The 26,343-nt window shown below is 42.5% G+C and carries 22 protein-coding genes and 1 tRNA gene; 8 read left to right on the forward strand and 15 right to left on the reverse strand.

Going from position 1 to position 26,343, the window contains the following annotated elements:
- The first annotated feature begins 174 nt into the window (after positions 1-174).
- A complete protein-coding gene (locus GKZ87_14170; protein QSI26549.1) occupies positions 175-1,425 on the forward strand; it encodes an EAL domain-containing protein in 1,251 nt (416 codons plus the stop codon).
- Between the two features lie 140 nt (positions 1,426-1,565).
- Here GKZ87_14170 and GKZ87_14175 read toward each other — a convergent pair.
- Positions 1,566-1,641: transfer RNA gene (locus GKZ87_14175), tRNA-Glu, on the reverse strand.
- Positions 1,642-2,208: 567 nt separating this feature from the next.
- Positions 2,209-3,627 (reverse strand): neurofilament protein, encoded by a 1,419-nt coding sequence (locus GKZ87_14180; protein QSI26550.1) that lies wholly within the window; start codon positions 3,625-3,627, stop codon positions 2,209-2,211.
- Between the two features lie 313 nt (positions 3,628-3,940).
- On the opposite strand from GKZ87_14180, the gene GKZ87_14185 reads away from it, so the two are divergent.
- Positions 3,941-5,230 (forward strand): PDZ domain-containing protein, encoded by a 1,290-nt coding sequence (locus GKZ87_14185; protein ID QSI26551.1) that lies wholly within the window; start codon positions 3,941-3,943, stop codon positions 5,228-5,230.
- 628 nt (positions 5,231-5,858) lie between these two features.
- Here GKZ87_14185 and malQ read toward each other — a convergent pair.
- The 3 genes from malQ to GKZ87_14200 all read right to left on the reverse strand — a co-directional run bounded on the left by malQ (position 5,859) and on the right by GKZ87_14200 (position 10,381).
- Entirely contained in the window at positions 5,859-7,331 is a 1,473-nt protein-coding gene (gene malQ / locus GKZ87_14190) for a 4-alpha-glucanotransferase (GenBank protein ID QSI26552.1), read from the reverse strand.
- Between the two features lie 8 nt (positions 7,332-7,339).
- Complete coding sequence (glgP, locus tag GKZ87_14195) at positions 7,340-9,598, reverse strand: glycogen/starch/alpha-glucan family phosphorylase (GenBank protein QSI26553.1); 2,259 nt, start codon at positions 9,596-9,598, stop codon at positions 7,340-7,342.
- Between the two features lie 165 nt (positions 9,599-9,763).
- Positions 9,764-10,381: a TetR family transcriptional regulator gene (locus GKZ87_14200; protein ID QSI26554.1), complete on the reverse strand. Its 618-nt coding sequence runs from the start codon at positions 10,379-10,381 to the stop codon at positions 9,764-9,766.
- A 213-nt stretch (positions 10,382-10,594) separates the two neighbouring features.
- On the opposite strand from GKZ87_14200, the gene GKZ87_14205 reads away from it, so the two are divergent.
- Positions 10,595-12,580 (forward strand): FAD-dependent oxidoreductase, encoded by a 1,986-nt coding sequence (locus GKZ87_14205; protein QSI26555.1) that lies wholly within the window; start codon positions 10,595-10,597, stop codon positions 12,578-12,580.
- A gap of 167 nt (positions 12,581-12,747) precedes the next feature.
- On the opposite strand, the gene GKZ87_14210 is transcribed toward GKZ87_14205, so the two are convergent.
- The 4 genes from GKZ87_14210 to GKZ87_14225 all read right to left on the reverse strand — a co-directional run bounded on the left by GKZ87_14210 (position 12,748) and on the right by GKZ87_14225 (position 16,579).
- A complete protein-coding gene (locus GKZ87_14210) occupies positions 12,748-13,545 on the reverse strand; it encodes a ZIP family metal transporter (protein QSI26556.1) in 798 nt (265 codons plus the stop codon).
- A gap of 516 nt (positions 13,546-14,061) precedes the next feature.
- Positions 14,062-15,018, reverse strand: coding sequence for an Rpn family recombination-promoting nuclease/putative transposase (locus tag GKZ87_14215; GenBank protein ID QSI26557.1), 957 nt, complete (start codon positions 15,016-15,018; stop codon positions 14,062-14,064).
- A gap of 305 nt (positions 15,019-15,323) precedes the next feature.
- Complete coding sequence (locus tag GKZ87_14220) at positions 15,324-15,821, reverse strand: hypothetical protein (protein QSI26558.1); 498 nt, start codon at positions 15,819-15,821, stop codon at positions 15,324-15,326.
- An 83-nt stretch (positions 15,822-15,904) separates the two neighbouring features.
- Positions 15,905-16,579, reverse strand: coding sequence for a metal-dependent hydrolase (locus GKZ87_14225; protein ID QSI26559.1), 675 nt, complete (start codon positions 16,577-16,579; stop codon positions 15,905-15,907).
- 134 nt (positions 16,580-16,713) lie between these two features.
- On the opposite strand from GKZ87_14225, the gene GKZ87_14230 reads away from it, so the two are divergent.
- Entirely contained in the window at positions 16,714-17,217 is a 504-nt protein-coding gene (locus tag GKZ87_14230) for a flavin reductase family protein (protein QSI26560.1), read from the forward strand.
- 278 nt (positions 17,218-17,495) lie between these two features.
- On the opposite strand, the gene GKZ87_14235 is transcribed toward GKZ87_14230, so the two are convergent.
- Both GKZ87_14235 and GKZ87_14240 read right to left on the reverse strand, forming a co-directional pair.
- Complete coding sequence (locus tag GKZ87_14235) at positions 17,496-17,729, reverse strand: hypothetical protein (GenBank protein QSI26561.1); 234 nt, start codon at positions 17,727-17,729, stop codon at positions 17,496-17,498.
- Positions 17,730-17,788: 59 nt separating this feature from the next.
- Positions 17,789-18,814 carry a hypothetical protein gene (locus GKZ87_14240; protein QSI26562.1) on the reverse strand — a complete coding sequence of 342 codons (1,026 nt, stop codon included), beginning with the start codon at positions 18,812-18,814 and terminating at the stop codon, positions 17,789-17,791.
- Between the two features lie 286 nt (positions 18,815-19,100).
- Between GKZ87_14240 and GKZ87_14245 the strand changes: the two genes are divergently transcribed.
- From GKZ87_14245 to fumC, 3 genes are all read left to right on the forward strand, one after another.
- Entirely contained in the window at positions 19,101-19,664 is a 564-nt protein-coding gene (locus tag GKZ87_14245; protein ID QSI26563.1) for a hypothetical protein, read from the forward strand.
- A gap of 41 nt (positions 19,665-19,705) precedes the next feature.
- Positions 19,706-19,993, forward strand: a complete 288-nt coding sequence (locus tag GKZ87_14250; GenBank protein ID QSI26564.1) for a hypothetical protein — start codon at positions 19,706-19,708, stop codon at positions 19,991-19,993.
- A gap of 80 nt (positions 19,994-20,073) precedes the next feature.
- Positions 20,074-21,438, forward strand: a complete 1,365-nt coding sequence (gene fumC, locus GKZ87_14255; GenBank protein QSI26565.1) for a class II fumarate hydratase — start codon at positions 20,074-20,076, stop codon at positions 21,436-21,438.
- 378 nt (positions 21,439-21,816) lie between these two features.
- Here fumC and GKZ87_14260 read toward each other — a convergent pair whose 3' ends face one another.
- The gene (locus GKZ87_14260; GenBank protein QSI26566.1) at positions 21,817-22,989 is read right to left on the reverse strand and encodes an NAD-dependent malic enzyme; all 1,173 of its coding nucleotides are present in this window, start codon (positions 22,987-22,989) and stop codon (positions 21,817-21,819) included.
- Between the two features lie 182 nt (positions 22,990-23,171).
- Between GKZ87_14260 and GKZ87_14265 the strand changes: the two genes are divergently transcribed.
- Positions 23,172-24,056 (forward strand): metallophosphoesterase, encoded by an 885-nt coding sequence (locus GKZ87_14265; protein ID QSI26567.1) that lies wholly within the window; start codon positions 23,172-23,174, stop codon positions 24,054-24,056.
- Here GKZ87_14265 and GKZ87_14270 read toward each other — a convergent pair.
- The 3 genes from GKZ87_14270 to GKZ87_14280 form a co-directional block, all read right to left on the reverse strand.
- A complete protein-coding gene (locus GKZ87_14270; protein QSI26568.1) occupies positions 24,016-24,231 on the reverse strand; it encodes a hypothetical protein in 216 nt (71 codons plus the stop codon). The genes GKZ87_14265 and GKZ87_14270 overlap by 41 nt on opposite strands.
- Positions 24,232-24,320: 89 nt before the next feature.
- Positions 24,321-24,851 carry a DUF1836 domain-containing protein gene (locus GKZ87_14275; GenBank protein QSI26569.1) on the reverse strand — a complete coding sequence of 177 codons (531 nt, stop codon included), beginning with the start codon at positions 24,849-24,851 and terminating at the stop codon, positions 24,321-24,323.
- Between the two features lie 346 nt (positions 24,852-25,197).
- Positions 25,198-26,193: a type I asparaginase gene (locus GKZ87_14280; protein QSI26570.1), complete on the reverse strand. Its 996-nt coding sequence runs from the start codon at positions 26,191-26,193 to the stop codon at positions 25,198-25,200.
- Positions 26,194-26,343 lie beyond the last annotated feature (150 nt).

The following is a 26,343-nucleotide window of genomic DNA, read 5'->3' on the forward strand; positions in this document are numbered from 1 at the left end:
CACATCACAGTTAATGTATTGCCCAATGATCGAATGTTCACTTCAATCGTTGCTGTTACGAAAGCACCTTTCTAAAAAACACTCGATGCCGCATAAGAATACTGAATTTCGTGATATAATATAAACAGAAGCGGATTACAATATAATTGAATCACGCTGTAAAGAGGTGCGGACATGAGAAATTCCAAAGGAATGGATATAATGAAGAAGGCATATAACCAGGCACTTCTAACTGATCAGCCCTATGCTTTAATCGCGATGAATATAAAAAAATTTCGTTTTATCGAATATACATATGGTACAAAGCGTGCTGCTGAGATTTTGAGCCTGATTATGGAAGCAGTGAAAGCTGTATTGAATAAGGATGATGTTATTGTTTATCATGATGATGATAATTTCATAATTTTAAAAGCGTATATAGCATTGGAGCAATTAGAAAAGCACTGGCTCGTCAATGCAGTAGATGCGATATTTGATATAGAGGATCGCGATATCTTTCACAACATTTATACTTCCTTTGGTATCTTTTTAATGAATGATAAAAGCTGCCCGTTTGAGACTGCATATGACCGAGCAGAATTTTGCCGCAAATTCAGCAGAAGCATAAAGAGCAGAGTATTCAGCTATGAGATATACAAGGAGGAAATGAAAACAACGTATATGCAGTATTGTCAGTTGGAGGTATTCACGGCAAAGGCAAAGACGGAGGAGCGCTATCTTCCCTATATACAGCCGAAAGTCAGTTTAAAGACCAGGAAGATTATTGGTGGAGAGATGCTGATGCGGCTTCCGGATGGTAAAGGCGGCATGATACCTATTGCGGAGGTTCTTCCAATCCTGAATAAAAATGGCTTTGTCCGTGTCATTGATCTGTTTTTATGTGATAAGGTCGTAAAAGAAATGGCACAGCGCCAGATTAAGGGGAAAAAGAATGTTCGGATCAGCTTTAATATTTCCAATTCATTTTTCTACAGTCAGGAGCTGCTGGAGGATTACTGCAAGATTACAGATACCTATCATATGGATCCTAAATATCTGGAAATGGAGTTTATGGAAACAATTAAAATTGATGCAGATATGTTGAAGGAGCACATTCAGAATTTTCATGAAAAAGGTTTTTTCTGTGCCCTGGATGATTTTGGCAACGGATTTTCTAATTATAATCTTCTTTGTAACAGTAAATTGGACACGATTAAGCTTGACCGCTGTTTTTTTGGGCATGATATGACAAAGGATACGAAAAGTATAGTGAAAATGCTGATCACAATGATTCAGTCCTTTGGAATGCATGTTATTGCTGAAGGTGTAGAGCGCAAAGAGGACGTGGAGTTTCTTACATCTATCGGATGTGATGCGATACAGGGATATTATTTTTATAAGCCAATGCCGCTGGATGATTTCTTTCAACTGCTGGATAAGGAATAAAAGCTGCATATCGCCAATGGAATAGAAAAGGTCTCATCATATAGAGATCTTTTTATGTGTATGTAGAAGGTGGATATTTGTGTAAATCACAGAGCACACGAAAAAAAGTCCCTATCATAAAGGGACTTCATTTACCTTATTGGTGACGCGTACGGGATTCGAACCCGTGAATGCTTGCGTGAAAGGCAAGTGAGTTAACCGTTTCTCCAACGCGCCATATAACTAACTGCCTGTATAGTATAACAAATAACATTCGTTTACGTCAAGCACTTTTTGCTTTTTTTGCAAATTTTTCTACAAAGCATTACTATTTCAGTCGTATAAGAATTTGAAATTACTGTAACTCCTGTAATAGAATAGTTTATCACATTTCGTATTTTTCCTTAATTCGATAGAAGATCACAGAGCATCGCGTTGTCTGTGAATAATGTATACATGAAGAATTCCTCACTAATTGATAAAAAAGGAAAATGAATATATGATACTAAGGTCATCCTACCTATATATTCTTTTCTTCTATAGTATAAGAGTACAACAGCCAGAGTTGATTTTCCATCCCACTACGGTCATATGGTAATTGTAAACAATATCACAACCTGTTAAAATCATGATAAGCATGCGTATACAAACAAGTAATGCAGTACAATTACAATAATCTATATGCAGCTATGGAGCCCTATTTTTTGCTTTTGCGGCTATTTGTACAATCCATCTACTGCTGTAATCACTATCTTATATAAAATGAACCGGAAATCAAATATATGATCTCCGGTCGTTTCTTGTTTATTTGTTAATGATATCCATGATATTCTGATAGTATGTGTAACGTCCGTCAACGTATTGCAGAGATTCATAAGCAAGTGCCTTAGCCTTGTTAAAATCAATCCCCTCATATACGGATGCAAAACGGTAATAAATATAGTCCTTAATCTGATTATCACGCAGAATATATCCATAGCATGCATCACCATGACCGAAATCACCATGCTTGATATAAAGATCCGCAACATCCAGCAGGATGTTCAGCTGGTACTTCTCATACAGATCACTGTACTGAGAGAGAACCGCAAAAGCGAAATCCTCGTAGAACTTCACATCATCATACTGCCATCCTGGAAGGATTGCATATGCGAACTGGAAGAAATGTGCTACAAATGCATCCACATCCGCACCTACCAGATCACTGATAACAGATGCCTCTGTAATATTCTTGCGCTGTCCAATCATCAGCAGCTTCTCGCAAACCTTAAATTCCTTCAGGTACTCGGCAGCATTTGCTTCAGCATCTTCCCCCATTTCAGCCTTCAGGCAAGCTGTGATATCCTTTTTCAGATCCTTGTAGTCCATAGCTTTTACATCCATTGTATCCGCCACCTTTTCCAGAACGACAGAAATTAAATCTGTATCAACGCCATCCTTTTCATAAGTGAATCCTTTATCTGCAAGAGCATTTCCCTCAATGATATTTTTTGCAAGCTGCTTCAAATCCGCTTCATCAAGAAGGAATCTTGTGTAATCCTCATATACATGCTGTACACCCATAGCCTGAACCTTCTGAATTGCTTCATCCAGTGACAATGCCGCATAAGCATCCAGTTTAACCTTGTCTGTTTTTTTCACTGACGCCTTTTTTGCCGGTGTCTTTTTTGCTGCAGGCTTCTTTTCCTCAGTCTTTTTTACAGCCTTCTTTGCTGCAGGCTTCGCAGCTTCTGCCGCTGCAGTCTTATTAGCTGCTTTCCCTGCCTTCTTGGCAGGCTTTTCCTCTGCTTTTACAGCTGCTTCTTTTCCTTCATCCTTTTTCACTGCTTTCGCCGTTGCTTTTTTCGCTGCCGGTTTTTTAGCTGTCGCTTTTTTCGCAGGCTCTGCCTTTGTCTTTGGCTCCTCTGTTTTTGCTTCCTCTGCCTTCGCAGCAGTCTTCACTGTCTTAGCTTCCAGTTTTACAGCTTCCTTTGTCTCAATTTTTTCCGGTTCCGGTGCCGTTGTCAGTTTTTCTGCCTCTTTAGCGGCTGCAATTTTCTCTACTTTTTTCGTTGTGATTTTTTCCGGTTCTTTTTCTGCGGTTATCTTTTTCGCTTCCGGTTCAGCCGTCAGCTTCAGCTGCTCCTGTGCTGCTTTTGCTTCCTCTTTGTTTACCGCAGCCTTTGCAGTTGCTTTTGCTGCCGGTTTCTTTGTCAATGTTTTCTTTTTCGTTGTTTTAGCCATACGCTTTACCCTCCAACTTTTTTATTTTCAATCGTGTTATGTTAATCGCAAACTACAGACGATAATCATTTCTTTTCAGAAAATCCCTTTTCATTATAGCACAACATGTCTGTATGGTTAAGGAAGTTTCCGTGTTTTTCACTATTATTTCTTTATTTTTCGATTTTTTCCGGCATCTTTTCACACATTCCATCCAGAATTCATATGAAATTCACACATTTACTATATTTTTCTGAGATAATATTTGTGTAGAATAAGACTCGTAAAAGGACAAGGCTGTACAGAGTCCTATTCATAAAAGGAGGATACGTATATGGAAGACTTTGAAGTATATGAAGAACATAATGAGGAAGAAACAAAACAGGAAACGTTCCAGGAGGATGTGAAAGCAGCTGATATGAACATGTCAGGGAATCCTGAAACAAATCCGATAAAAGAAAAGAAGCCATCCTTTATCCGGCGGCATCGCAATGCATGTATCATAAGCGGCTGTCTGCTTATCTCAGTCGGCGGCGGCTTTGGAGGAGCTACACTGGCGTATCAGCTCAATAAATCAAACGGCTCCGGCACTGTGCTGTATCAGTCTGTAGAAAAAACAAATTCTAAAAACAATACGGCAAATGCATCCAGTATGTCAGTTAAAGATGTAGCCAATGAGGCTATGGACAGTGTTGTGGAAATAAAAACAGAGTCTGTTTCAAATAACGAATATTTCCAGCAGGCAGTACAATCCGGTGCAGGAAGCGGTGTTATCCTGAGTAAGGATGGTTATATCGTAACAAACAACCACGTTATAGATGGGGCCAGCAAAATCACAGTAACTACAAAGGATGGAAAATCCTATGATGCCAAGCTGATTGGTACCGACTCCTCTACCGATTTGGCTGTGATAAAAATCGAGGCTACAAGCTTAAAGCCTGCGGTTATGGGCAGCAGCTCCAAGCTTGAGGTAGGAGATACAGCGGTAGCGATCGGTAATCCGCTCGGTGAGCTAGGCGGTACCGTAACAAGTGGTATTATTTCTGCCCTGGATCGTGAGGTCACGATTGATAACCAGACAATGCAGCTGCTGCAAACCAATGCGGCAATCAATCCGGGAAATTCCGGCGGCGGCTTGTTCAACGATCAGGGAGAATTGATTGGAATCGTTAATGCGAAGTCAAGCGGCTCTAATATTGAGGGTCTGGGATTTGCCATTCCTATTGACCATGCAAAGGATGTAATAACAAACCTAATTGAAAACGGTTATGTAAAGGGTCGTGCTTCCCTTGGTGTTACGCTGACACTGGGAACAAGTAACAATCCGTTCAGCTCAGATACCAGCACGCAGGTCTACATCGCTAAGGTAGAGGATGGAAAAGCTGCAGATAAAGCTGGTTTACAGGCCGGAGATCAGATTCTGAAGGTTGACGACAAGGATGTGGAAAATATTTCCGATGTAAAGACTGTTGTAAATTCCCATAAAGCAGGAGAAACAATGAAAATTACAGTTCTGCGTGAGCGTTCCACAAAGACATTTACGGTAACACTTGGAGAAGCAGATACAACTAGTACGTCTGATAACAGCTCCAACCAGCAGAAAACACCAAATCAAAATCGCTGATTATGAAATAAAAAGCATTATTGAATCGACCGCCCTACACAGTGAATTGTGCTTGGCGGTTTTTTTGTTTATAAAGTATCCCTGCCAAGCTTCCATTTTATTTTATCGACCGATATAGCAGCTACTATATCACACTGTATGTATCTGCATCACAAACTCCATGTTTCTGTAAAAACAGGTAATCTTCAGTTAGGGTAAACTAATCTGATACGAAAATAAAGAGCTTACTACTGCAAAACGATGTACTGTATAATTTGCTTTATAGAAGCAGACTGTTTTCAAAGGCTCATTCATAACAAAGCTGTGCATTCCTCTGCGTTGATAGCCTAGTGCACAAGAATTGCTTTTATCTTAATCATTACAGTCACTAGATAATTGCCGGTATGCATTTCCTGATACGCTGGCTGTACAATACTCCCACCTCATGAAAAAGATCAGGCACTTTAAAAGCCTACGCTTATCCGAATTCATGCTTATAAAGAAAAGTCCGCCTTTATAAGTATACAAAAGATGCAAAACCGTCCCATACATCGGGTGATTCTGCATCCTTTTTTACCATGGCTATTAAAAATTTCAAGCCATGGAAGAATACTCAATATTTATACGATACGTTGGCCTTCCTATTAAATCAGCCCCGTCCACTCGTACGAATCCACTCTCCCAGCTTTGGCAGAAGCGCATAGAACTCTTTCAGGTTTTTCACCTTCCATTCCCAGTTGGGACTGCCTATCGTTCCCGGGGTATTGATACGCCCTTCACTTTTCAGCCCCAGAATATCGCTCATTGGAAGTATGACGACATCAGCGGCACTGTCCAGACAATAGCGGATTACCAGCTCATGAAACATCCGGTTATCATATCCGCAATTATGGAAAAATCTGCGTAATGCAATGCGGCGGTTCTGTGTCAGCTGTTGATAGAAGCCTTCCAGGGTGTCATTATCATGCGTTCCCGTATACAGTACAATATGTTCTTTTCGCGGCTTTTTTAACAGCTTTGGCTGTAATTCAAAGGAAATGACATTCATACCCATTAGATGATAATGATCACGAAGCTTACCAACCTGTCTTCTCAAATCTCCCAGATCCTCAGCAATCAGACGGATATCGGGAAATCTTCGATATACCTCATCGAAAAATTCATAAGATGGCCCCATCATCCATTCTCCCTCTTTCGCGGTTTCACAGGCTGCCGGTATTTTCCAGAAGGTGTCAAAGGCGCGGAAATGATCCAGACGGATGATATCATACTGCTGCTGATTCCAGGCCAGACGTTCCATCCAGAAGTCATAATGATCCTTTTTCATCTGCTTCCAGTTATAGATTGGATTTCCCCAGCGCTGACCGTTTTCACTGAAATAATCCGGTGGTACGCCGGCGATATGACTCGGATTTCCCTGGCCATCCAGCAGAAAGTCCTCTTGATGCTGCCATACATCTGCACTATCCAAGCCTACGTAAAATGGCAAATCCCCCATAATTTCCACCCCATGCGCATTGGCATAGGATTTTACTTCCTTCCATTGCTTATAAAAGATAAACTGCAGAAACTGCTCATAGCGGATATCCTCTTCAAACTCCTTCAGAGAAAAGCGGCGGTTGCGAATCCATTCTCTTTGTTCCTTGGGCCACTCTGTCCAGCTTGCCATATGATTATGCTTCTTCAGCGTGATAAAGACAGCATACGGATAAAGCCATTCCGCAGTGGAACAGAACAACTGGTATTCTTGGGCGAAGCTGTCCTGCATTTTCAAAAAGGTCTTATATGCTTTTTTCAGATAGGGCGCCTTGAATGCGCGAACTCCATCAAAATCAACCGCTTCTGAAAACTTATTATAATTGCGGATGGAGCTTTGCTTCAACAGGCCGTAATCAGCAAGTGTATCCACACTGATATACAAATCATCCCCTGCATACGACGAGAACGGCTGATAAGGTGAATTTCCATAGCCAACAGGATTCAACGGCAGAATCTGCCAGATTCGGATATTCTGTTTACTGATGGCATCGATAAGCCGATAGGTGTGTTTGCCGAAATCTCCAATTCCCTGATTTCCCGGCAATGATGAAATAGGCATTAAAATTCCCGTTTGTCTCTCCATAATTCCTCCTATCCTAAGTTCCAGATGTCCCGGTTATAATCCTCAATCGTACGTTTACTGGAGAAGAAGCCACTGCATGCAATATTATGCAGCATCCTGCGTCCCCAAAGCTTGCGTTGCTCATAATCCTTCAGCATCTGTTCCTTACATGCAATATAGTCCCTGGTATCCAGAAGTGTCATAAACCAGTCCTTATGCAGCAGCTCCTCGTAAAAGCGCCGCAAGGATATTGGATCTCCTGTATGCAGCATTTCATCATCAACCAGATAATCCACAAGCTCATGCAGTACAGGATCCTGTTCATAATACTCCCTGGAGCAGTAATCCGCTTTCTCATAATGTGCGATAACTTCCTCGCTGCTCTTTCCAAATATATAAATATTATCTTGCTTGACCAAATCGGCAATTTCCACATTGGCACCATCCCGGGTACCCAGAGTTACCGCTCCGTTTAACATGAACTTCATATTCCCCGTTCCACTAGCTTCCTTGCTTGCCAGGGAAATTTGTTCAGATATATCACTTGCCGGTATGATTTGCTCTGCTTCACTCACATTGTAATTTTCAATGAAGCATAGCTGCAGATACGGGGATACCCTTGGATCATTTGCAATGATATCCTGCAGACAGAGAAGCACATGAATGATATCTTTGGCAATCGTATAGGCAGGTGCCGCCTTTGCCCCGAATATACAGGTAACCGGACGGGAAGGCAGATTCCCTTTTCGTATTTCCTTCATTTTATAAATGATCCATAACGCATTCATCTGCTGGCGTTTATACTCATGCAGACGTTTCACCTGGGTATCAAACACACTGTTGGGATTGACTGCCATTCCCTGCTTTGCTTTTATATGGGCGCACCATTCCCGTTTCTTTTCCTGCTTGATGTCCAGCAAACGGGCAATCACGGTTTCATCCTGCGCATACTCCATGAGCTTATGCAGCTGATCATCCTGCCAGTTATCCATTTGCAGCAGCTCCATCAGATAATCATACAGCTGCGTGTTGCAGGCATGCAGCCATCGGGTAAACGTGATGCCGTTTGTTTTGTTGTTAAACTTTTCCGGATACAGCTTATAAAAAGCATGCAGCTCGCTTTGCTTCAGAATTTCTGTATGCAGAGCCGCCACCCCGTTGACACTTTTTCCAAAATGAATGTCCATGTGTGCCATATGCATGCGGTTATCTGCATCAATCAACGCCACAGCAGCATCCCTGTCACGCTGATCAGCAGCCGTATCCAAAGCATGCAGAATGCCTGTCAGATGCGGTACTACAGTTTCCAGATACGACATTGGCCAGGTTTCCAGAGCCTCTGCCAGAATGGTATGATTGGTATAGGCACAGGTTTTTTCGACGATGCGCACAGCCTCCTTCATACAGATTCCCTCCTGCATAAGCTGATGAATCAGCTCCGGTATGATCAAAGAAGGATGCGTGTCATTGATTTGTATCACGGCATGCTCATAGAGTGTATGCAGATCATGTCCAAGCTGCTTCTGTTCCTCCAAAATCATATGGGCAGCGCAGGAAACCATGAAATACTGCTGATAGATACGCAGCAGTCTGCCTGCTTCATCACTGTCATCCGGATACAGAAACAGTGTCAGATTATGTGTGATATCACGTTTATCAAAGGATATGCCATCATGGACAATGCCCTCATCCACACTTTCCACATCAAACAGATGCAGACGGTTCTTCTTTCCATCATATCCGATAACATCCATATCATAGCGGACTGGCTGCAGGGTGCAGTTTTTGAAATGCACCTGGTAATCCACCGGTATCCTTTCAAACCAGCTGACCGTATCAATCCATGCATTCGGCAGCTCCATTTGCTTACGATTCTGAAATTTCTGTTCAAACAAACCGAAGTGATAATACAGACCGATACCATCACCGCTGAGCCCAAGCTCCGCAATGGAATCCAGAAAACAGGCTGCCAGACGGCCTAATCCACCGTTTCCAAGACTCGGTTCACATTCCACATCCTGAATTTCCTTCCAGGTGACTCCGTATTCCATTACAAGTGTCTGCACCTGCTGCAGCGCCTGTAAATGTATCAAATTGCTCGTCAGCATTTTCCCAAGCAGAAATTCCGCAGAGATGTAATACAGCTTCCGTTTGGAAACAATCGTTTCCATCTTTGCCATCTGTTTTTTCACCGCTGTATGAATGGCCTTATAAAGCATCCTTGCATCTGCTTTATTTCCTGCCATAGTTTTTATATCCTGTAACAGCTCCTGTCTCATTACCGTCATAAATTGCCTCCTTTACACAAATATGTAAGCGTTTATCATTTATCAATATTTTAACACAAATCACTAAGGAATACGTGAAGAAATTAAAAAAAGTACAGTTTTTTCATATTTCTGTACTTTTTCCTTCTATGTCCCTGTAGCTGCAGGTTTTTACCAGCGATTCAGCTATAGATTATCAGCTCCTGCTGGCTTTTGTATATATGAGCGCAAATACATATTGGCCATGTCGTAAATATACGTCCGCACATTGATTGCTCCGTTTCGTATGCACCAGTAATAGATGACTCCCCTGCTCATAATCAGCAGCTCCTCCAGCAGCTTTTCAATATCCGTAGCAGGGTTCAGATCCTGTGTCTTCACCGCACGAAGAAGAAGCTGACGAAGACCATCGGGCAGACCGCGCTCATTGGACGCAAAAAATGTATTTCCATTATCAATCTGTGCTTTGTATACATTTTTAATGCTGTCGATACCCATTGTTTCCGCATAGCCGCATTGTTCGCAAAGATACTGCAGTATGGCTTCCACAGGTGCAAGCATTTTGCACTTCGGCAGAATGTCATGCAGAAAAATATCATCCACATCCCGATACAGCTCAACGATAATATCGGATTTTGTTTTGAAATGATGATAAAAGGCCCCAACGGAAATATCGGCTTCCCGGCAAATCATGGAAATACTGAGTTCATCAAAGGTATACTCGCAAAGCAGCTTCGTACATACTGCAAGGATATTGGCACGGGTATGCAGTGCCTGTTCCTTTCTTGTAATTTTTTTATCCATATCTGACTCCGTTCTTTTACCAGTGTCTAGGCTTCATACAGTTTTACATATTACCACATACTGTCTCACACTGTTTTCCAAATGATTATACCACATACAAAGAGTGCATACAAATCATTTAACCGAATACATTCGGTTTGTATTGACAACGCTTACATCGGCTGTTAAAATGAAATTAGATATTGACCGAACACATTCGGTAAGGAGGACGTTATGACACATCATCGCGAATTGTTTCAAGAAACAAAGATTGGAGCCTGTACAATCAAAAACAGGATTTCTATGGCTCCTATGGGGCCTGTGGGCTATGCGGATGCTTTTGGTGGATTCAACCAGAGATTGCAGGATTATTATGTGGAGCGTGCCAAAAACAATGTCGGACTGATTATCACCGGAATCTGCTCCGTTGATATGAGCATTGAAGGTATTCCATCCAACGGACTTCCCTGCCCGACAACGAATCCCCTTGCGTTCATTCACAGCACCTACAGCATGAATGACAGAATTCACGCACATGGCGCTAAAATTTTTCTACAGCTTACCGGAGGTCTGGGACGTAGTGCATTGCCAGGCTTTACCGCAAAGCATATCGCACCGAGTGAAAATCCAAACCGCTTTGATCCGCGCATTACACATCGTGAAATGACAAAGGAAGAAATCATGAACCTGATTAAGCGCTTTATCGAATCTGCGGCAATCGCCAAGAAAGCAGGCTTTGACGGTGTGGAAATTCACGCTGTACATGAAGGCTATCTGCTGGATCAGTTTGCCATTGCCTTGTTTAATAAACGCACGGATGAATTTGGCGGCTCTCTTGAAAACCGTCTGCGTGTTTCCACAGAAATCGTCAAGGGTATCAAAAAGGTATGCGGAGCTGATTTTCCGGTATCTCTGCGTTACAGCTTGAAAAGCTGCATGAAGGCAGTGCGGCAGGGTGGTTTACCGGGTGAAGAATACAAGGAAGCAGGAAAGGACATTGAGGAAGGTATAGAGGCTGCGAAAATTCTGGTTGCGGCAGGTTATGATTCCCTGAATGTCGATGCAGGAACCTATGATTCCTGGTACTGGAATCATCCACCAATGTATTTTGAGGATGGTATGTATCGGGAGTTTGGCAGAATATTGAAAAAAGAGGTTGACGTTCCAATCATATTGGCAGGGCGCATGGACGATCCGGATATGGCTGTACAGGCCTTGCAGGATTGCTGTGATATCATCAGCTATGGAAGACCACTGCTTGCGGATGCAGAATTTGCGGAAAAGATCAGAACCGGAAGATCCGATGAAATCCGCCCGTGTCTGGGATGCCATGAAGGCTGTCTTGGAAGAATCGCCAACGGCCCGGTTTCCTGTGCAGTGAATCCGGCCTGCGGTCGTGAAGAAATATATGGTATTTCTTTAGCCTGCACAAAGAAAACAGTGCTTGTCATCGGCGGTGGTATTGCCGGTCTGGAGACCGCCCGCGTGTGTGCAAAAAGAGGGCATTCTGTCATCCTTTGTGAAAAAAGCGATCAGCTGGGAGGAAATCTGATTCCGGGAGGCGTTCCGCATTTCAAACGGTATGACCGCAAACTGATTTCCTATTACAAACGCCAGATGGAGCTGCTCGGAGTTGATGTGCGTTATAACGAGGAAGTTACGGCAGAAGGCATTGACCGCTATCATGCGGATGTCATTGTATGTGCCAGCGGCTCCACTCCGCGAAAGCTGCATATCGACGGGCCGCTTCCTGTGGCAAGTGCCGATGAGGTACTGCTTGGACATAAAGCTATAAAGGGCAATGTCGTCATAGTCGGCGGCGGTCTGGTTGGCTGTGAAACAGGAATCTGGCTGGCTCAGCAGGGTAATCAGGTAACCATCGTTGAGGTTGCTGACGAAATTCTGGGCGGTGCTGGAGCACTTCCTCATATGAACCATTTTATGCTGGAGGATTTGATAACCTATCATAAGATTGCCGTACACACGAAAGCCAGCGTTGTAACATCTACTACAGACGGTGTTGTTATCTCCACTGAGCAGGGGGACATCACACTGCCTGCAGACGGCATTATCACTTCGGTTGGATATCTTGCAAATAACGCAATTTATGAACAACTGAAGGAGCTGGATATACCGGTGCATAATATCGGCGACTCCAACAGAGTACACAATATTATGTATGCCATCTGGGACGCTTACGAGCTTGCCCGAAATATTTAGCAGAAATAAAAAAACAGTCACCAACAGCTTTACACTTACCGTTATACGTGTAAATAAATCAGAAGAAAGAAAGCTCCACGATATGTCTGAGCTTTCTTTTTTCTTTATAGATACAGCCCTTCCTTATTGCTAAGGAAGCACCTTGAAACACATTTTTTTAGCTTCCCTCAGCCTAGTGCAACATCCATGATCATCATGATAAGAAAGCCAATCATCACACCAAAGGTTCCGGCATGGGAATGCTCATCCAGATTCGCCTCCGGTATCAGTTCTTCCACCACAACATAGATCATGGCACCCGCCGCAAAGGAAAGCAGCCATGGCATAGCCACAGTAGCACCGCCGACGATTGCTACCGTCGCAATACCTGCAATCGGCTCCACGATACCGCTTAATGCCCCGTATAGAAAGGATTTCCCACGGGAGCAGCCTTCCTTATACAGCGGTAAGGAAATCGCAGCACCCTCCGGAAAATTTTGTAGACCGATACCGATTGCCAGTGCAATAGCGGCAGCCAGTGTCGTTGAAGCTCCGGCTGCTGTGGAAAGTGCAAAGGACAAGCCCACTGCCATTCCCTCGGGAATATTATGAAGCGTAACTGCAAACACCAGCATTGTTGTTCTCTTTAATGAGCTCTTCGGCCCTTCCGGGACATCACTTCCCGGATGCAGATGCGGCAATGCCTTGTCCAATGCCAGTAAAAACAAGCCGCCTAAAACAAAGCCGCCGCCAGCCGGCAGCCATTCCGGCATTCCCAATTCCTTTGCCTGCTCCATACTGGGAATCAGCAGGCTCCATACGGAAGCCGCAATCATAACCCCGGCCGCAAAGCCGAGAAAGGCAGACTGCATCCCCTGCTTCATTTCCTTGCGAATCAAAAAGATCGTTGCAGCGCCAAGTGCGGTCATCAGAAAGGTAAATCCTGTACCAATCGCCGCAAGTATATATGGATTCGTTATTGTCATATGTTCACCCTCTTCTTTATTATTGTAGCTATCTTTATTATAAAGGATACAGTTTCTTTTCGCCATTCATATGCAAATGCTGCTGGAAGAAGCATTCCTACAGTGCTACTTTTATAGAGCGTGCAATTAGGTTATGAAATACGAGATACCAGTGCATCTTTATTCCCTTAAAAATTCTGAGGAGCATAATGGATGCATTCTGCTTGCTTCCTGTTCTCATCTTCCTATTCCATAAAACTATTATAGCTTTCTTATAGTTATAAGCCGCTGTCATTTAATGCTATATCAGAGAAATGTAATATTATAAATCTTACGAGTATAGCACTCCTGTCTTCAACTTATCACGCTTTATAGCTCTATGTCTTTCCTAAGATACGATAATGATTTCAGGAGAATAAAATAAATACATAATATGAAATCATAAAAGAATTCAAAAACCTTTCATCTTTCAGCAATAAGAAACCGCTTTATAGGAATATCCTATAAAGAAGCTTTTAAAATAATGTTAATATCTATTTATTCATCCTTTTCTGTTGCTTTTTGTTTTAAATCACTGAGTGTATCACAGGTAAATAGCTGTTCTGATATCCAAATGAGCTGTTCTGATGTAAGCGTCTTTAACCATTCTGTGGCATCCTCATGATATTTTTTCTCAATCTGACGTTTCAAAAGCTGGCGTTCTCCTTCTTCCTTTCCTTTTCTAATACCTCTTTCAATTCCCTGTTCTAATCCTTGTTCAAGTCCTTCTTTATAGCTGTCATTCAGACCATTGCGATAGCGTGCTTCTCCCATCTGAATTGCCATCGCTGTTGACCATAGCTTGTCATTTTTCTGCATTTCCTTGTACTTTTCCACGAAAACTTTCACCAGCCTTTCCTTCGTTTTTAGTATAGCATCATTTTCATTATTTTCAAATAGGAAGCATAACTGCTCAAAGTCATTCAACTTCAAAATACCCTGCTTTCTTACCATCTCATTGATCACCGGCAGATGTATGTAGCTGCGTTTTATCAGTGCCTTTTTATTCTCCACCTCTCCCCTTTCTGTACGCATCTGGTAATGATTCATCAGATTTCGATTATTCCATGGATATTCATCAATGAAAATTATCTGATGTACAGGCTTCAACAGCTCATACTTCTCCCCGCTGTTTAACTGATCATTCAGCGCTCTTGCACCATAAAATTCAAAACGCTTCTTTTCTGTTTCAGTAAACGTCGTCTGCATTTCGATACAAAACAGCTGACCGTTTTCATCCTTTACGTGGACATCCAAAATAATCTTTTTCTTTCCGATGGTCTTGGGATCCAGGTTAGGATTCATAACCGTACTTTCCTTAACCCGTATCCCGGTCACACGTTCGATAATGGTGTTGCGTGCAAAGATGGAGCCTTCATCCTCACGAGAGAGGGTGTACTTGAAGAACAAATCGTTGCGGTAATTCAATACATCTTCTGGTTGTTTTCTTGTCATTTGACATTTCCTCGTTTCTGCAAGGTTATTCCTTACACTCTTATATACGATAGGAAATGTTGTAATTCCTAAAAAAGTTAAAATTTTTCTATTTTTGTTAAATCATGGGTAGGAATTAGATAATTTTGGAATATCTATTTGCTTTCTATTGTAAAACATGTCAACCGATCTGTAAGGATCCAATCACGTATTATAGATTATGATTCTGTAAATAAGACTGTTTCCTATTGGAATGAATGCAGTATTTTCATAATATCTTTTAAAATTCCTTTTCGAAGGACTTTTCTAGTCAAAAAAAGAAAGGGCTACACCTTTCTTTCCGCCATTGCAAAGCGATAGGACAATAAATCCTTCAGCAGACCTATAGATGCATTCATCTGATCCTCATCCATGGTCTGAATGATTTTAAAGTTTTTCAACAGCATCGCTTCATCCAGCTGATACTCTCTGCTGAGATATTTTGCCCATTTATCCGCATCCTCCATCTGCTTCATAGCAAGGACACCTTCACTGACAATTACACAGTGGAAATCACCGCGTTTTACCGGAACCGCCCATTTGATCAGCCCGGCATGACAGGAATATACACATTCATGGTCAATGCTGCGGGCATTTTCATATGTTTCCTGTGTACATTCTTCACATTTTTTTAAAGCCTTACTGCTGGATTTCAGACACTTGCAAAAATAATTTTTCTCAGAAGCACTCTGAATCACCGTATTATCATACACAACATAGCTGCGCAGACCGGTGATATTCTGATAATCCTTTAAGGCACATTTGATGATTTCTTTTGTTTCCATTATCCATACTCCCTTTTCTCTTGTTTATATAGTACAATAGTAGCATAAATCAGGAGAAAGTTCCATATTAAGGTGATAAAACATCATACTTTTGTAAACGTTTCCAGCTCCTGGAAATTCAGCCACAGGTTCGTAGCGTTCTTCCATATGTGTTCAGAATCCTGAAGCTGTTGAAAAATAGAAGTATCCTTCCAGAAATGCATTGGCACCAGCAGATCACACGATGCATATTCCAGAAATGTCTGTACGCCCTGCAACGCACGCTCCTGTAGTCTTGGATCAACAGGAACAAAGGCGACATCAATATGCATTCCCTTTAATTTCCGCATTTCCCCTACATACTGCTGCTTCATGAGCTTTGACTCCTGGGGTGTATCCTCCTTCCCCCAATCCCACCAGTTCAAATCACCGGCATGGTATATGCACACAGAGCCGCAGTGCACCAGAAAAGCAACGCCTTCATCTGTTGAGGTAAGTGTTTGTACATGCAGACAGTCAATATCGTATTCCCGATTTGCCGCTACCTGAATATGTGAATGCGCGGTATGGATATCATTAGATAAAATCCATGTAACGGCATGATTTCTCAGCTCAAAAATACGGCTGCTATAATGATCCTGATGTGCATGGCTGGCAAACACATACAACGGCTTTTGTGCCTTTAGTTCAGGTAGTTTTCCTTTATAATAATCAAACAGCAGATAACAGCTTTCCAGCTCCACCAGAAAACAGCTGTGTGTGATATATGTTATATTCATAAAAATCCCTCTTTCTCTTTTACGGCTATCATAATGCAGAACAGGACTCTTTGCAAGCAGAACACACGGCATGTTCAACTTGTAAAAGAAAACTGCATACACTATAATATTGTCAAAAGAAAGGATCTGATTATATGGAATTAAAAGAAATACAGACAAGTCAGCTTCACAATGATGCTTTTACAATGATTGGTAAGGAATGGATGCTTGTTACAGCTCAAAAGGACGGTGTTGTCAATACGATGACTGCTTCCTGGGGAGGTTTGGGAATCCTGTGGAACAAGCAAACCGCATTTGTCTTCCTGCGCCCGCAGCGTTATACGAAAGAATTTATTGACCAGGGTGAAATCTTTACACTTTCCTTTTATGATGAGACTTATCGTAAAGCGCTAACCTATCTGGGCACAGTCAGCGGTAGAGATGAAAATAAAATCGAAGCATCCGGCCTGCATACCGCCTTCGTGAATGATGCGCCATATTTTATAGAAGCAAATACGGTACTTGTATGCCGTAAGCTGTATGCGCAGGAAATGAAAGAGGAATGCTTCCTGGATCTCTCTTTAATTGATAAAAACTATCCGCAGAAGGACTACCATACTATGTATGTTGCTGAAATAGAACACGCATATCAAAAATAGTAGCACCTTCACGCGTTTCACAAAGCATTAAGCATACACATAAAGAGGATGTTCACAGGCGTGAATGTTCTCTTTTTTCAGCTTCCTCTATTTACACTGATACGTATCTTTTGAAATACTTCCTACAAATATCGTTATATGCAAAATTTTGCGGCCTGTACCTTTCTTTAAGAAAAAGAAAATGCCTGATGCCAGTCATTCCATAAGCTGTACAGTTTTCTGCATCATTTCAATATACAAATGAAAAAACGATGCCACAGGGGCATCGCATAGGAATATTACTTGTGTTCGATAATGACAACCTCTACCTTTTTCTCAGATGGATGGTAGTCATATGTGATTTTTGCCAAGCTGCTGTCACCGAGATGCTTTGTCAGCACTTCAGTGATATTCTGTGTCAGATTTCTAGTATCCTCCTCGCTATCGCAGAAGTATTCGATCTGTGTAGTGATATGTTTTCTTGCGGACACATTTTTAGAAATCTCTTCCTGTAAACGCACGGTATGTTTCATAGCTATTTCTCCTTCATATACCTTACTATATTACCACGTTTTGACCCTCAGAAAAAGTCCTAATTTTCAATATAGATCGTATACGGTGCCGCAGAATCCTGCGTGCTTTCGATTTCAATGCTTCCCTTTGTATAATCAAAGACTGCTCTATAGAGCATATCATCCTTATAGTGAACACCGACATCGTTTAGATTGTACATATCCGCCGCACTAGCCTGTGCATAGAGGTAACGCAGCAAAGTCTCCAGTTGATCCTCATTTATTCTTTTCCTGACATCAATGCGGGCATCTAATTCATATTCGCTGTTATATGAAGTCGTTAATGTATATGCAACCTGCGGCTTTTCAAGCTCCATTTCATATACACCGTAAATTTTATTATCACAGGAGGATAAGGCTGCATCATAGATAAGTGTTTCCGTATTAGAGTTTGCTGGAAGGCTCAAATACCCTACCGTTTCATCCCCCTTCATCAGGTCACTCTTTACCAGATACGGACTCGTATTTTCCACAATAACGATCTGTGCTCCCTCAACATCCCCATAATCCATGACCATACAGGTTAAGTCTACCTTCTCATTCACCTCATGCATAGAAATATTACCGCTCACAAAGCCCTGATTTTCTTCATCCCCGTAATCCGGTATGCCAGCTTCCTCATTATGAGAGTTGCTATAGCCTATCACGATCGCAATCACCGCTATGATAATCACGCCCAAAAGAAATGCGCTAAGCTTATGCACTGCAGTTACAGCATACTGATTTTTCCCTGCTCTGACATGCTCATAATAAGGGTGCCCCCCTTTTTCCATGCGCAGCCGTAGATTTTTTCCGCCCACATGGTTAAAGCGATGCTCCTTTGTTCTTCCATCGTCATCCATGCGAGCTTTTTGTTCAAATACATCCTTCTTCTTTTGTTCTTTCTTCGTACAGCCGGTATTATCAGACATGCGGTATTTTGAAGCATCATAAAGTGTATCCTCCTGTCTGGATCCGGCATAAACCTTCGTTTTCCTTCCGCAGATGGGGCAGTTTACATCATTACAAATATTTCCACAGTCTTCACAGATGCGTTTTCTCTCCATTCCATCATCCTACTTTCCATTCCCAATCACTTTCAATCCCCAGATATTGGCAGACTCCCTGTTATATACAGCTGCTTTACTATCTATAATTTTATCATATGTATGCCGTAAATCATAGAACATAGTAAAAGAAAACCGCATCCTTTTTTTGTACAGTATACGATTTTTTAACAAAAGCAGACATATGTATAAGGAAAAGCATGTAGAATTTACACAGTAAATCTGTTTTTTATATGCAATTCAGTATATAATATAGGTAAGAACTACACACGAGAGGAGAATTCATATGAAACAAGTTATGTATGGAATCGAAATTGCAGATGTAAATGATTTTGGAGGCTGGGTTGGCTATGAGCCGATTAAGGAAGATGTTGCGAAGACATTAAATCATCACATGTACCTGTTCTTCCAGAATGAATATCATATCAGTCAGTTTGCGGAAGGGCGTAAATTCGTTATCAATGTTAAGGATGATTCCCTGGAAAAGGTGATTGGAAATGCCCGTATTCTGAAGGCAATCGTTGAATACGGTACCCCGTTAAGTATGAACGGCTATGAAATCAGCGCTCCTGCATACGCAAGAAATGTTATTAAGCCGTTAAGCAGAGCAACCGGCTTTATTCCGGAAGATAAAATCTATACCTTCTCTGACGCACAGTATAAGGAAATGAAAACAGATTTCAATTTTATTTCCGATTTAATGACACGCACCTCTATAGAATCGGTAGATATCCTGTTAGGCAGTATTTCCTTTGTGAATAAGAATCTGCTGTATCATTATCCACACTACTTCATTATTGGAGACAGCCAGATCAAGGTACTGGATGACGATTATCAGATTGGCGGTTAAACGGGCTATGGCCCGTTTTATTTGAAAAGGGAGGCTTCGATATGAATCCTACAGGTAGCCGTATTTCTATTGCAGCTATGGTATTGGGTATTGTTTCCGTATCGCTCTGTATACTGGCTATGATTTTTTCGTTCTTCTGGATACTGCAAGCGATAGCTGTAGCCGCTGCTGCTCTGATATGCGGCATCCTCGCCATTATCCTGGGTGTAAAGGGCAGACAGCTGCAGTCTGTAGGCAGAGCCATTGCCGGCTTTGTTCTGGGAATCATCGGCACCAGCATTTCAGGACTTCTAGTTCTAAGTCTGCTAACCCTGTGTATTTTATTTTGAGACAGTCTTTCATGACTGCTCTTTTTTTTCATGTGCGAACATGGTAAAATCTTTATAGAAAGAAAAAGGAGAGTGCGTCTATGAAAACACGAATCGAGCATGATTCTATGGGTGAAATCGCTGTTGAGGAAGATAAATACTGGGGTGCCCAGACTCAGCGCAGCTATGAAAATTTCAAAATCGGAGACGAAAAGATTCCACTGAGCGTTATCAACGCCTTTGCTCATCTGAAGCTGGCATGTGCAAAGGTCAATCATGAGCTTGGACGGCTGGAGGAACGAAAGCTAGATATGATTGCCACTGCCTGTGATGAAATCTTGTGCGGCAGACTGGATTCCCACTTCCCGCTTGCCGTGTGGCAGACTGGAAGTGGTACACAGAGCAATATGAATGTCAATGAGGTTATCGCCAACCGCGGCAATGAGCTGGCAAGGGAAGTGCTGCTGCATCCCAATGATGATGTAAATAAGGGGCAAAGCTCCAATGATACCTTCCCCACCGCTATGCATATCGCAGCGATTGAGGCAATCCGAAAGCAGCTGCTGCCAGAGCTGGAGGAAATGATTTCAGTATGCAAGCGTCTGGAAAAGGAAAATTGCAATATCATAAAAATCGGACGTACCCATCTGCAGGATGCAACACCTCTGCGCTTTTCCCAGGAAATCAGTGGCTGGCGCGGGATGCTGGAAAACAATATCGATATGCTGCAGAAGGCAATCGATTCCCTGCGTAAGCTCGCTATCGGCGGTACTGCGGTTGGAACCGGCTTAAATGCACCACAGGGCTTTGGTGAGCGCGTATGTGAAAAGCTGAGTGAACAGCTTAACACCCAGTTTATCAGTGATCCGAATAAATTTCATGCCTTATCCGCAAAGGATGATATCTGCTTTGCTCATGGCGCAATAAAGGCACTGGCGGCAAACTGTATGAAGATTGCAAACGATGTACGCTGGCTGGCAAGCGGGCCGAGATGCGGTCTGCAGGAAATCCGGATACCAGAAAATGAGCCAGGAAGCAGCATCATGCCGGGAAAGGTCAATCCAACCCAATGTGAAGCAATGACCATGGTTGCTGTACAGGTCATGGGAAATGATGCAGCTATTGGATTTGCGGCAAGCCAGGGAAATTTTGAGTTGAATGTATTTATGCCCGTCATTATTTATAACTTCCTGCAGTCTGTGACCCTGCTTAGTGACGCTCTGCGCAGCTTCCGCATCCATTGTGTAGATGGCATTCAGGCTAATCAGGAAAAAATGAAGGAGTATCTGCAGCATTCCCTGATGCTTGTGACAGCATTGAATCCGCATATCGGCTATGAAAATGCTGCAAAGACAGCAAAAAAAGCCTTTCAGGATGGAATTTCTTTAAAGGAAGCATGCGTATCCCTTGGATTCCTGCGGGAAGAGGAATTCGATGCCTATGTTATTCCTGAAAACATGGTATAGGAAAGTTCAGAGCCTTTCCTGTCTATCAGTAATCCTGCTTGTAAAATTAACAGAAAATTATCCGTACAGCTAAGCTTGTAAAATTGGCACAAAATCATCCGTACAGGTGAGCTTGTGCCTTTTTTGCATATATGAAAACGTACTGCTCTGATTTCTATCAGAAGCTGCTTTTTTAACAGCTATGCTCTGGCAAATTGCAGCGGAAATCATCTAAAGAAACGATACAGCTTCATATGCGCATACACCACAGACACTATATTTGCATTGCTGACCAACAAAAACAGCTAGAAGATGCTTAGTTTGCTGTCATGATGCTTCCTTTTTCATGCTGCTGTGCGAAAAAAAATACGGCTTTTACACCGTATTGCTTGTATTTCTCTATATGCGGGCTACACCGCTGTCCCTTGCGGCCTGTGCAACTGCCTTGGCAACCACTGCTCCCACTTCTTTATTCAATGCGCTTGGAATGATGTAATCCGCATGCAGCTCATCCTCTTTTACTAAGGAGGCAATAGCATATGCTGCCGCTACCTTCATATCCTCATTGATATCCGTTGCACGAACATCCAGAGCACCTCGGAAAATACCCGGGAAGGCCAATACATTATTGATCTGATTTGCAAAATCGCTGCGTCCTGTACCAACGACATACGCACCCGCCTTTTTCGCCTTATCCGGCATGATTTCCGGTACCGGATTTGCCATTGGCAGTACGATGGATTTTTCATTCATAGAAGCAACCATGTCCTCACTGACTACATCTGGTGCAGATACACCGATAAAAATATCACTGTTCTTCATGGCATCCGCAAGACTGCCCTTCAGCATTCCTTTATTCGTAACCTCAGCAATTTCCTTCTTGCCTTCGTTCATGCCTTCCCTTCCTTTATATACGCTTCCTCTGGAATCACAGAGAATGACATCGCCGAATTTCATGTTAAGCAGCAGCTTGGCAATGGCGATTCCTGCAGAACCTGCGCCATTGATAACGATACGCAGGCTTCCCATTTTCTTCCCTGTCAGCTTCACCGCATTTAACAAAGCCGCAGCCGTAACGATTGCAGTACCGTGCTGATCGTCATGGAATACCGGAATATCGCATAGCTCCTTCAGCTTCGCTTCAATTTCAAAGCAGCGTGGTGCCGCAATGTCCTCCAGATTGATACCGCCGAAGCTGCCGGATAATAACGCAACCGTACGGACGATTTCATCCACATCCTTGCTTTTTATACATAGCGGAATGGCATTCACACCGCCAAATTCCTTAAACAGAACACATTTTCCTTCCATGACCGGCATACCTGCCTCCGGCCCGATATCCCCCAGACCAAGAACAGCTGTTCCATCGGTAACAACAGCTACCAAATTGCCTCTTCCCGTCAGCTCGTAGCTTTTGTTGATGTCCTTTTCAATTTCCAGACAGGGAGCAGCAACTCCCGGTGTATATGCCAGACTCAGATCATCCTTGGTATTGATTTCCATCTTGGGATCGATATCCAGCTTTCCTTTCCACTCTGCATGCAGACGCAGTGCTTCTTTTGCATAATCCATCTTCGCATACCTCAACTTTCTTTTTCGTTCAGTATTATAGTATCACAAGCGAAAAAAGATATAAACAGAAAATGTAAATATTCCGCTTGGAAACTACCTCAAAAGAACAATGGATTCTTTTTTCTGCTGCCGTTATAGAACAGTGATTTCTGTCCACAATATACAGCAGGAGGAGACTTGCCATGGATAAAAAAAGAACTGCATTCGCCAACCGGATCTGTAATGAAAAAAGCTATCTGCAGACAGATTTACTGGCTGATTTACATGTCACACTGCCAAGACAGAATACCAGACTGGAGGCTGCACTGGAGGATATGTGGAAACGCAAGGTACGTCATGTCATCCTATGCGGTGATCTGACAAACAACGGATATTCCTTTCAAATGAAGCAGGTACTGACACAGCTGCAGGAATTTCCCATTCACGTCCTTGCGGCATTGGGAAATCATGATCTTTATAATATATTTTCCCGCACGCAGAACCGTATTCATCCGGAATACCGTAAGCTGCTGCCAAGACATGCGGAAAGCATCTACTTTGATCAATATGTAGAGGGCATTCATTTCTATATACTGAACAGTGAACAGCCAAGCAAGAATGATATGATTCTTTCGCATAAGCAGGTGGACTGGCTGCTCAATGTTCTGAAACAGGATGATAAAAGCAAACCGGTCTGCATTATCGCACATCAGCCTCTGCAGGATACCCATCCGCGAAGTGAGCAGCATACCGGTACCCAGCAGCAGCTTACTAAAGATATGCTGAAAGCGCTGCATCCGCATATTCTTATTATCAGCGGACATCTGCATAACAGCTTTGCACTGTGTGAGGTATTGGCTACAAATAACCTATTCCTTATCAATCTGCCCTCCTTTGTCCGTATCGAGCATGGAGATTCACAGGATCAGATCGGGTTTCATTTACGCTTCTATTCAGATTTTCTCTATTTGCGGACACGGGATTATAAAAAAGGACGCTGGATTCTATCCCATGAATATATCCTTGACATGAAAAAGCAGGAGGTCATCAGCTTTGATGCGGATCTTCTGCCATCAGAACCTTTGTAAATAAGATAAGAAAAAAAGCAAACAGGACAGCAGCAAGCCCAATAAAGAAAGTTGCCGCCAGACTGGCAAGCGGCAGAATCCAAAGCAGATTCTGTCGTTTTTGTATGAAGTAATATTGTAAAAGCAATGCAGCTGCCGGTATCAGCAGCCAGGCAAGCACCAGCAGTTCGTTCATAGACATCCCTCTTACTACAGTATATGCACTTCCCCATCGAAAACTACTGATAACAAAAAAAGACTCTCACACATTTTTGTGAAAGCCCGTTATGTTTCAGATTCCTCCTGAATCATGATTTGGGGATGCTCCAATTCATGACGCACATAAATTGTATAAGCCACTGCCTGTACGGTATTACGAATCAAATCCACCACCAGACTGCCATCATCATCACTTGGCGCATGATGTACCTTTTTGTGCGCGAAAATACATTTCAAACAGCATTCCAGCTCTGCACAAAAATAATTATACGCCTGGTCGATTGGATATTTATAAATCTGCACACGAATCAACTTACTGATTTCATCCATGCGATATACGATTTTCAAAATACAGACAACCATCAGATAAGCAACATGATTTTTTGTATATTTCTTTTTAATGGGAGGAGAAACAATCCCATGCTTCACATAGTTGTTTATCATGGTGGAGGTTACCATCTTTTCCTGATCCTTGGCGTGAAACGGCTTGAGGTATTCATTGAGCAGCGTTACCACCTGATCCATATATAAATCCATATCCGGCAGCTCCTCCCAGCGGGGACAATGAAATGCCGGTGCTTTTCTTTTCTCTATCATATTTATCACCAAGCATATCGTAGCATTCCGTCAATGAATTGTCAACTAATATATTTTACCAGTTTATATGTTTTTTGATACTAAATGATGTATATAGGAATATATTAGCTTCCTATAGCTGAAACCCTTTAAAAAGGAGCGATTTTCACAGATGCAGACAGCTGGAGGACAGTTTTTTCTTAACCAAAAGAAGCTGATACAAAAAATCAAATTCAATTTTTTGAGATTCAATCGTATAGCAATCAGACAGAAAATCACCCCCATACAGCATAAGCCTGCATGCTATTTTGCCTGTATGCAGATATGAATTTTCTGTTGTTATCTTCCTGAGCAGGTATTACAAAGCTTATGGTAAAGTGATTTCATTTACATAATTCGTTTCAAATATTTTTTTCACTTCCGCTGTGTCACTGCTTCTTCCCAATGCCCACATTAGCTTGGTGACACATGCCTCACTCGTCATATCATAGCCCTGAATCACACCATGCTGCAAAACCTTTTGCCCAGTTTGATAAATAGAGAAATCACTATATTCGTAAAGGCACTGGCTGCATACCACCACGCTGATACCGCAGGATACGATTTTCTCCAGCTCGCTGATCAGGTCGCGCCGCACAAAGTTGATTCCTCCTGCCCCAAAGGCTTCGATAACGATACCGCGGATATCCATTTCCGCCAGCTTATCAAAAAGCTGCGGGTTCATTCCCGGAATCAGTTTAATCAGTACCACATCTTTGCACAGCTCATCCTCCAAGGCAAAGGCGCCCTCTGTATGGATGAGCAGCTTTTTATTCATATGCAGTCCTCTGGCATCCACCAGTCCGCACGGCTCCAGGTTGACACTTTCAAAGGCGTCAAAATTCATCGTACGTACCTTGACAACTCGTGTTGCCAGCATGATTTTACGATTAAAGCACACATAGACTCCCTGAATATCCTCGCAAACGGCAGTAAAGGCCACACGTATATTCTCCACGCCATCACTCAGCGGATGCAGCAGCGGAAGCTGGCTTCCCGTGATTATGACAGGTATATCGAGATTGCGCAGCATAAACGAAAGAGCACCTGCCGTATAGGCCATCGTATCCGTACCATGGCTTAACACGATACCATCATATCCGTTTTTTGCCTCTGCGATCCGTCTGGCGATCAGCTGCCATTCCTCCGGCTGCATATTGCTGGAATCCAGCCGCAGTAAATCCTCACATACGATTTCAATATCATCGTGATGCTCACCAAGATAATGCAGTATTTCCTCACTGGTCAAAGACGGTACCAGGCCTTCCTCACTGGAGCTGGATGCAATCGTTCCGCCAGTTGTTAAAAATAATATCTTCTTCATCTTTTTACCTCTTTTTCCTAACCGCATATATTATACGCAGAATCCCTATATATTGAAAAGCATTATTATGAAGAATTCGCAGCTGCTGCCCGTTTTCGCCTCCTTCGACCGCATATGTTATGTAGTAAGGAGATATGCAGACCCAGCAAA

The sequence above is a fragment of the Erysipelotrichaceae bacterium 66202529 genome (assembly GCA_017161075.1).
GTDB lineage: Bacteria > Bacillota_I > Bacilli_A > Erysipelotrichales > Erysipelotrichaceae > Clostridium_AQ.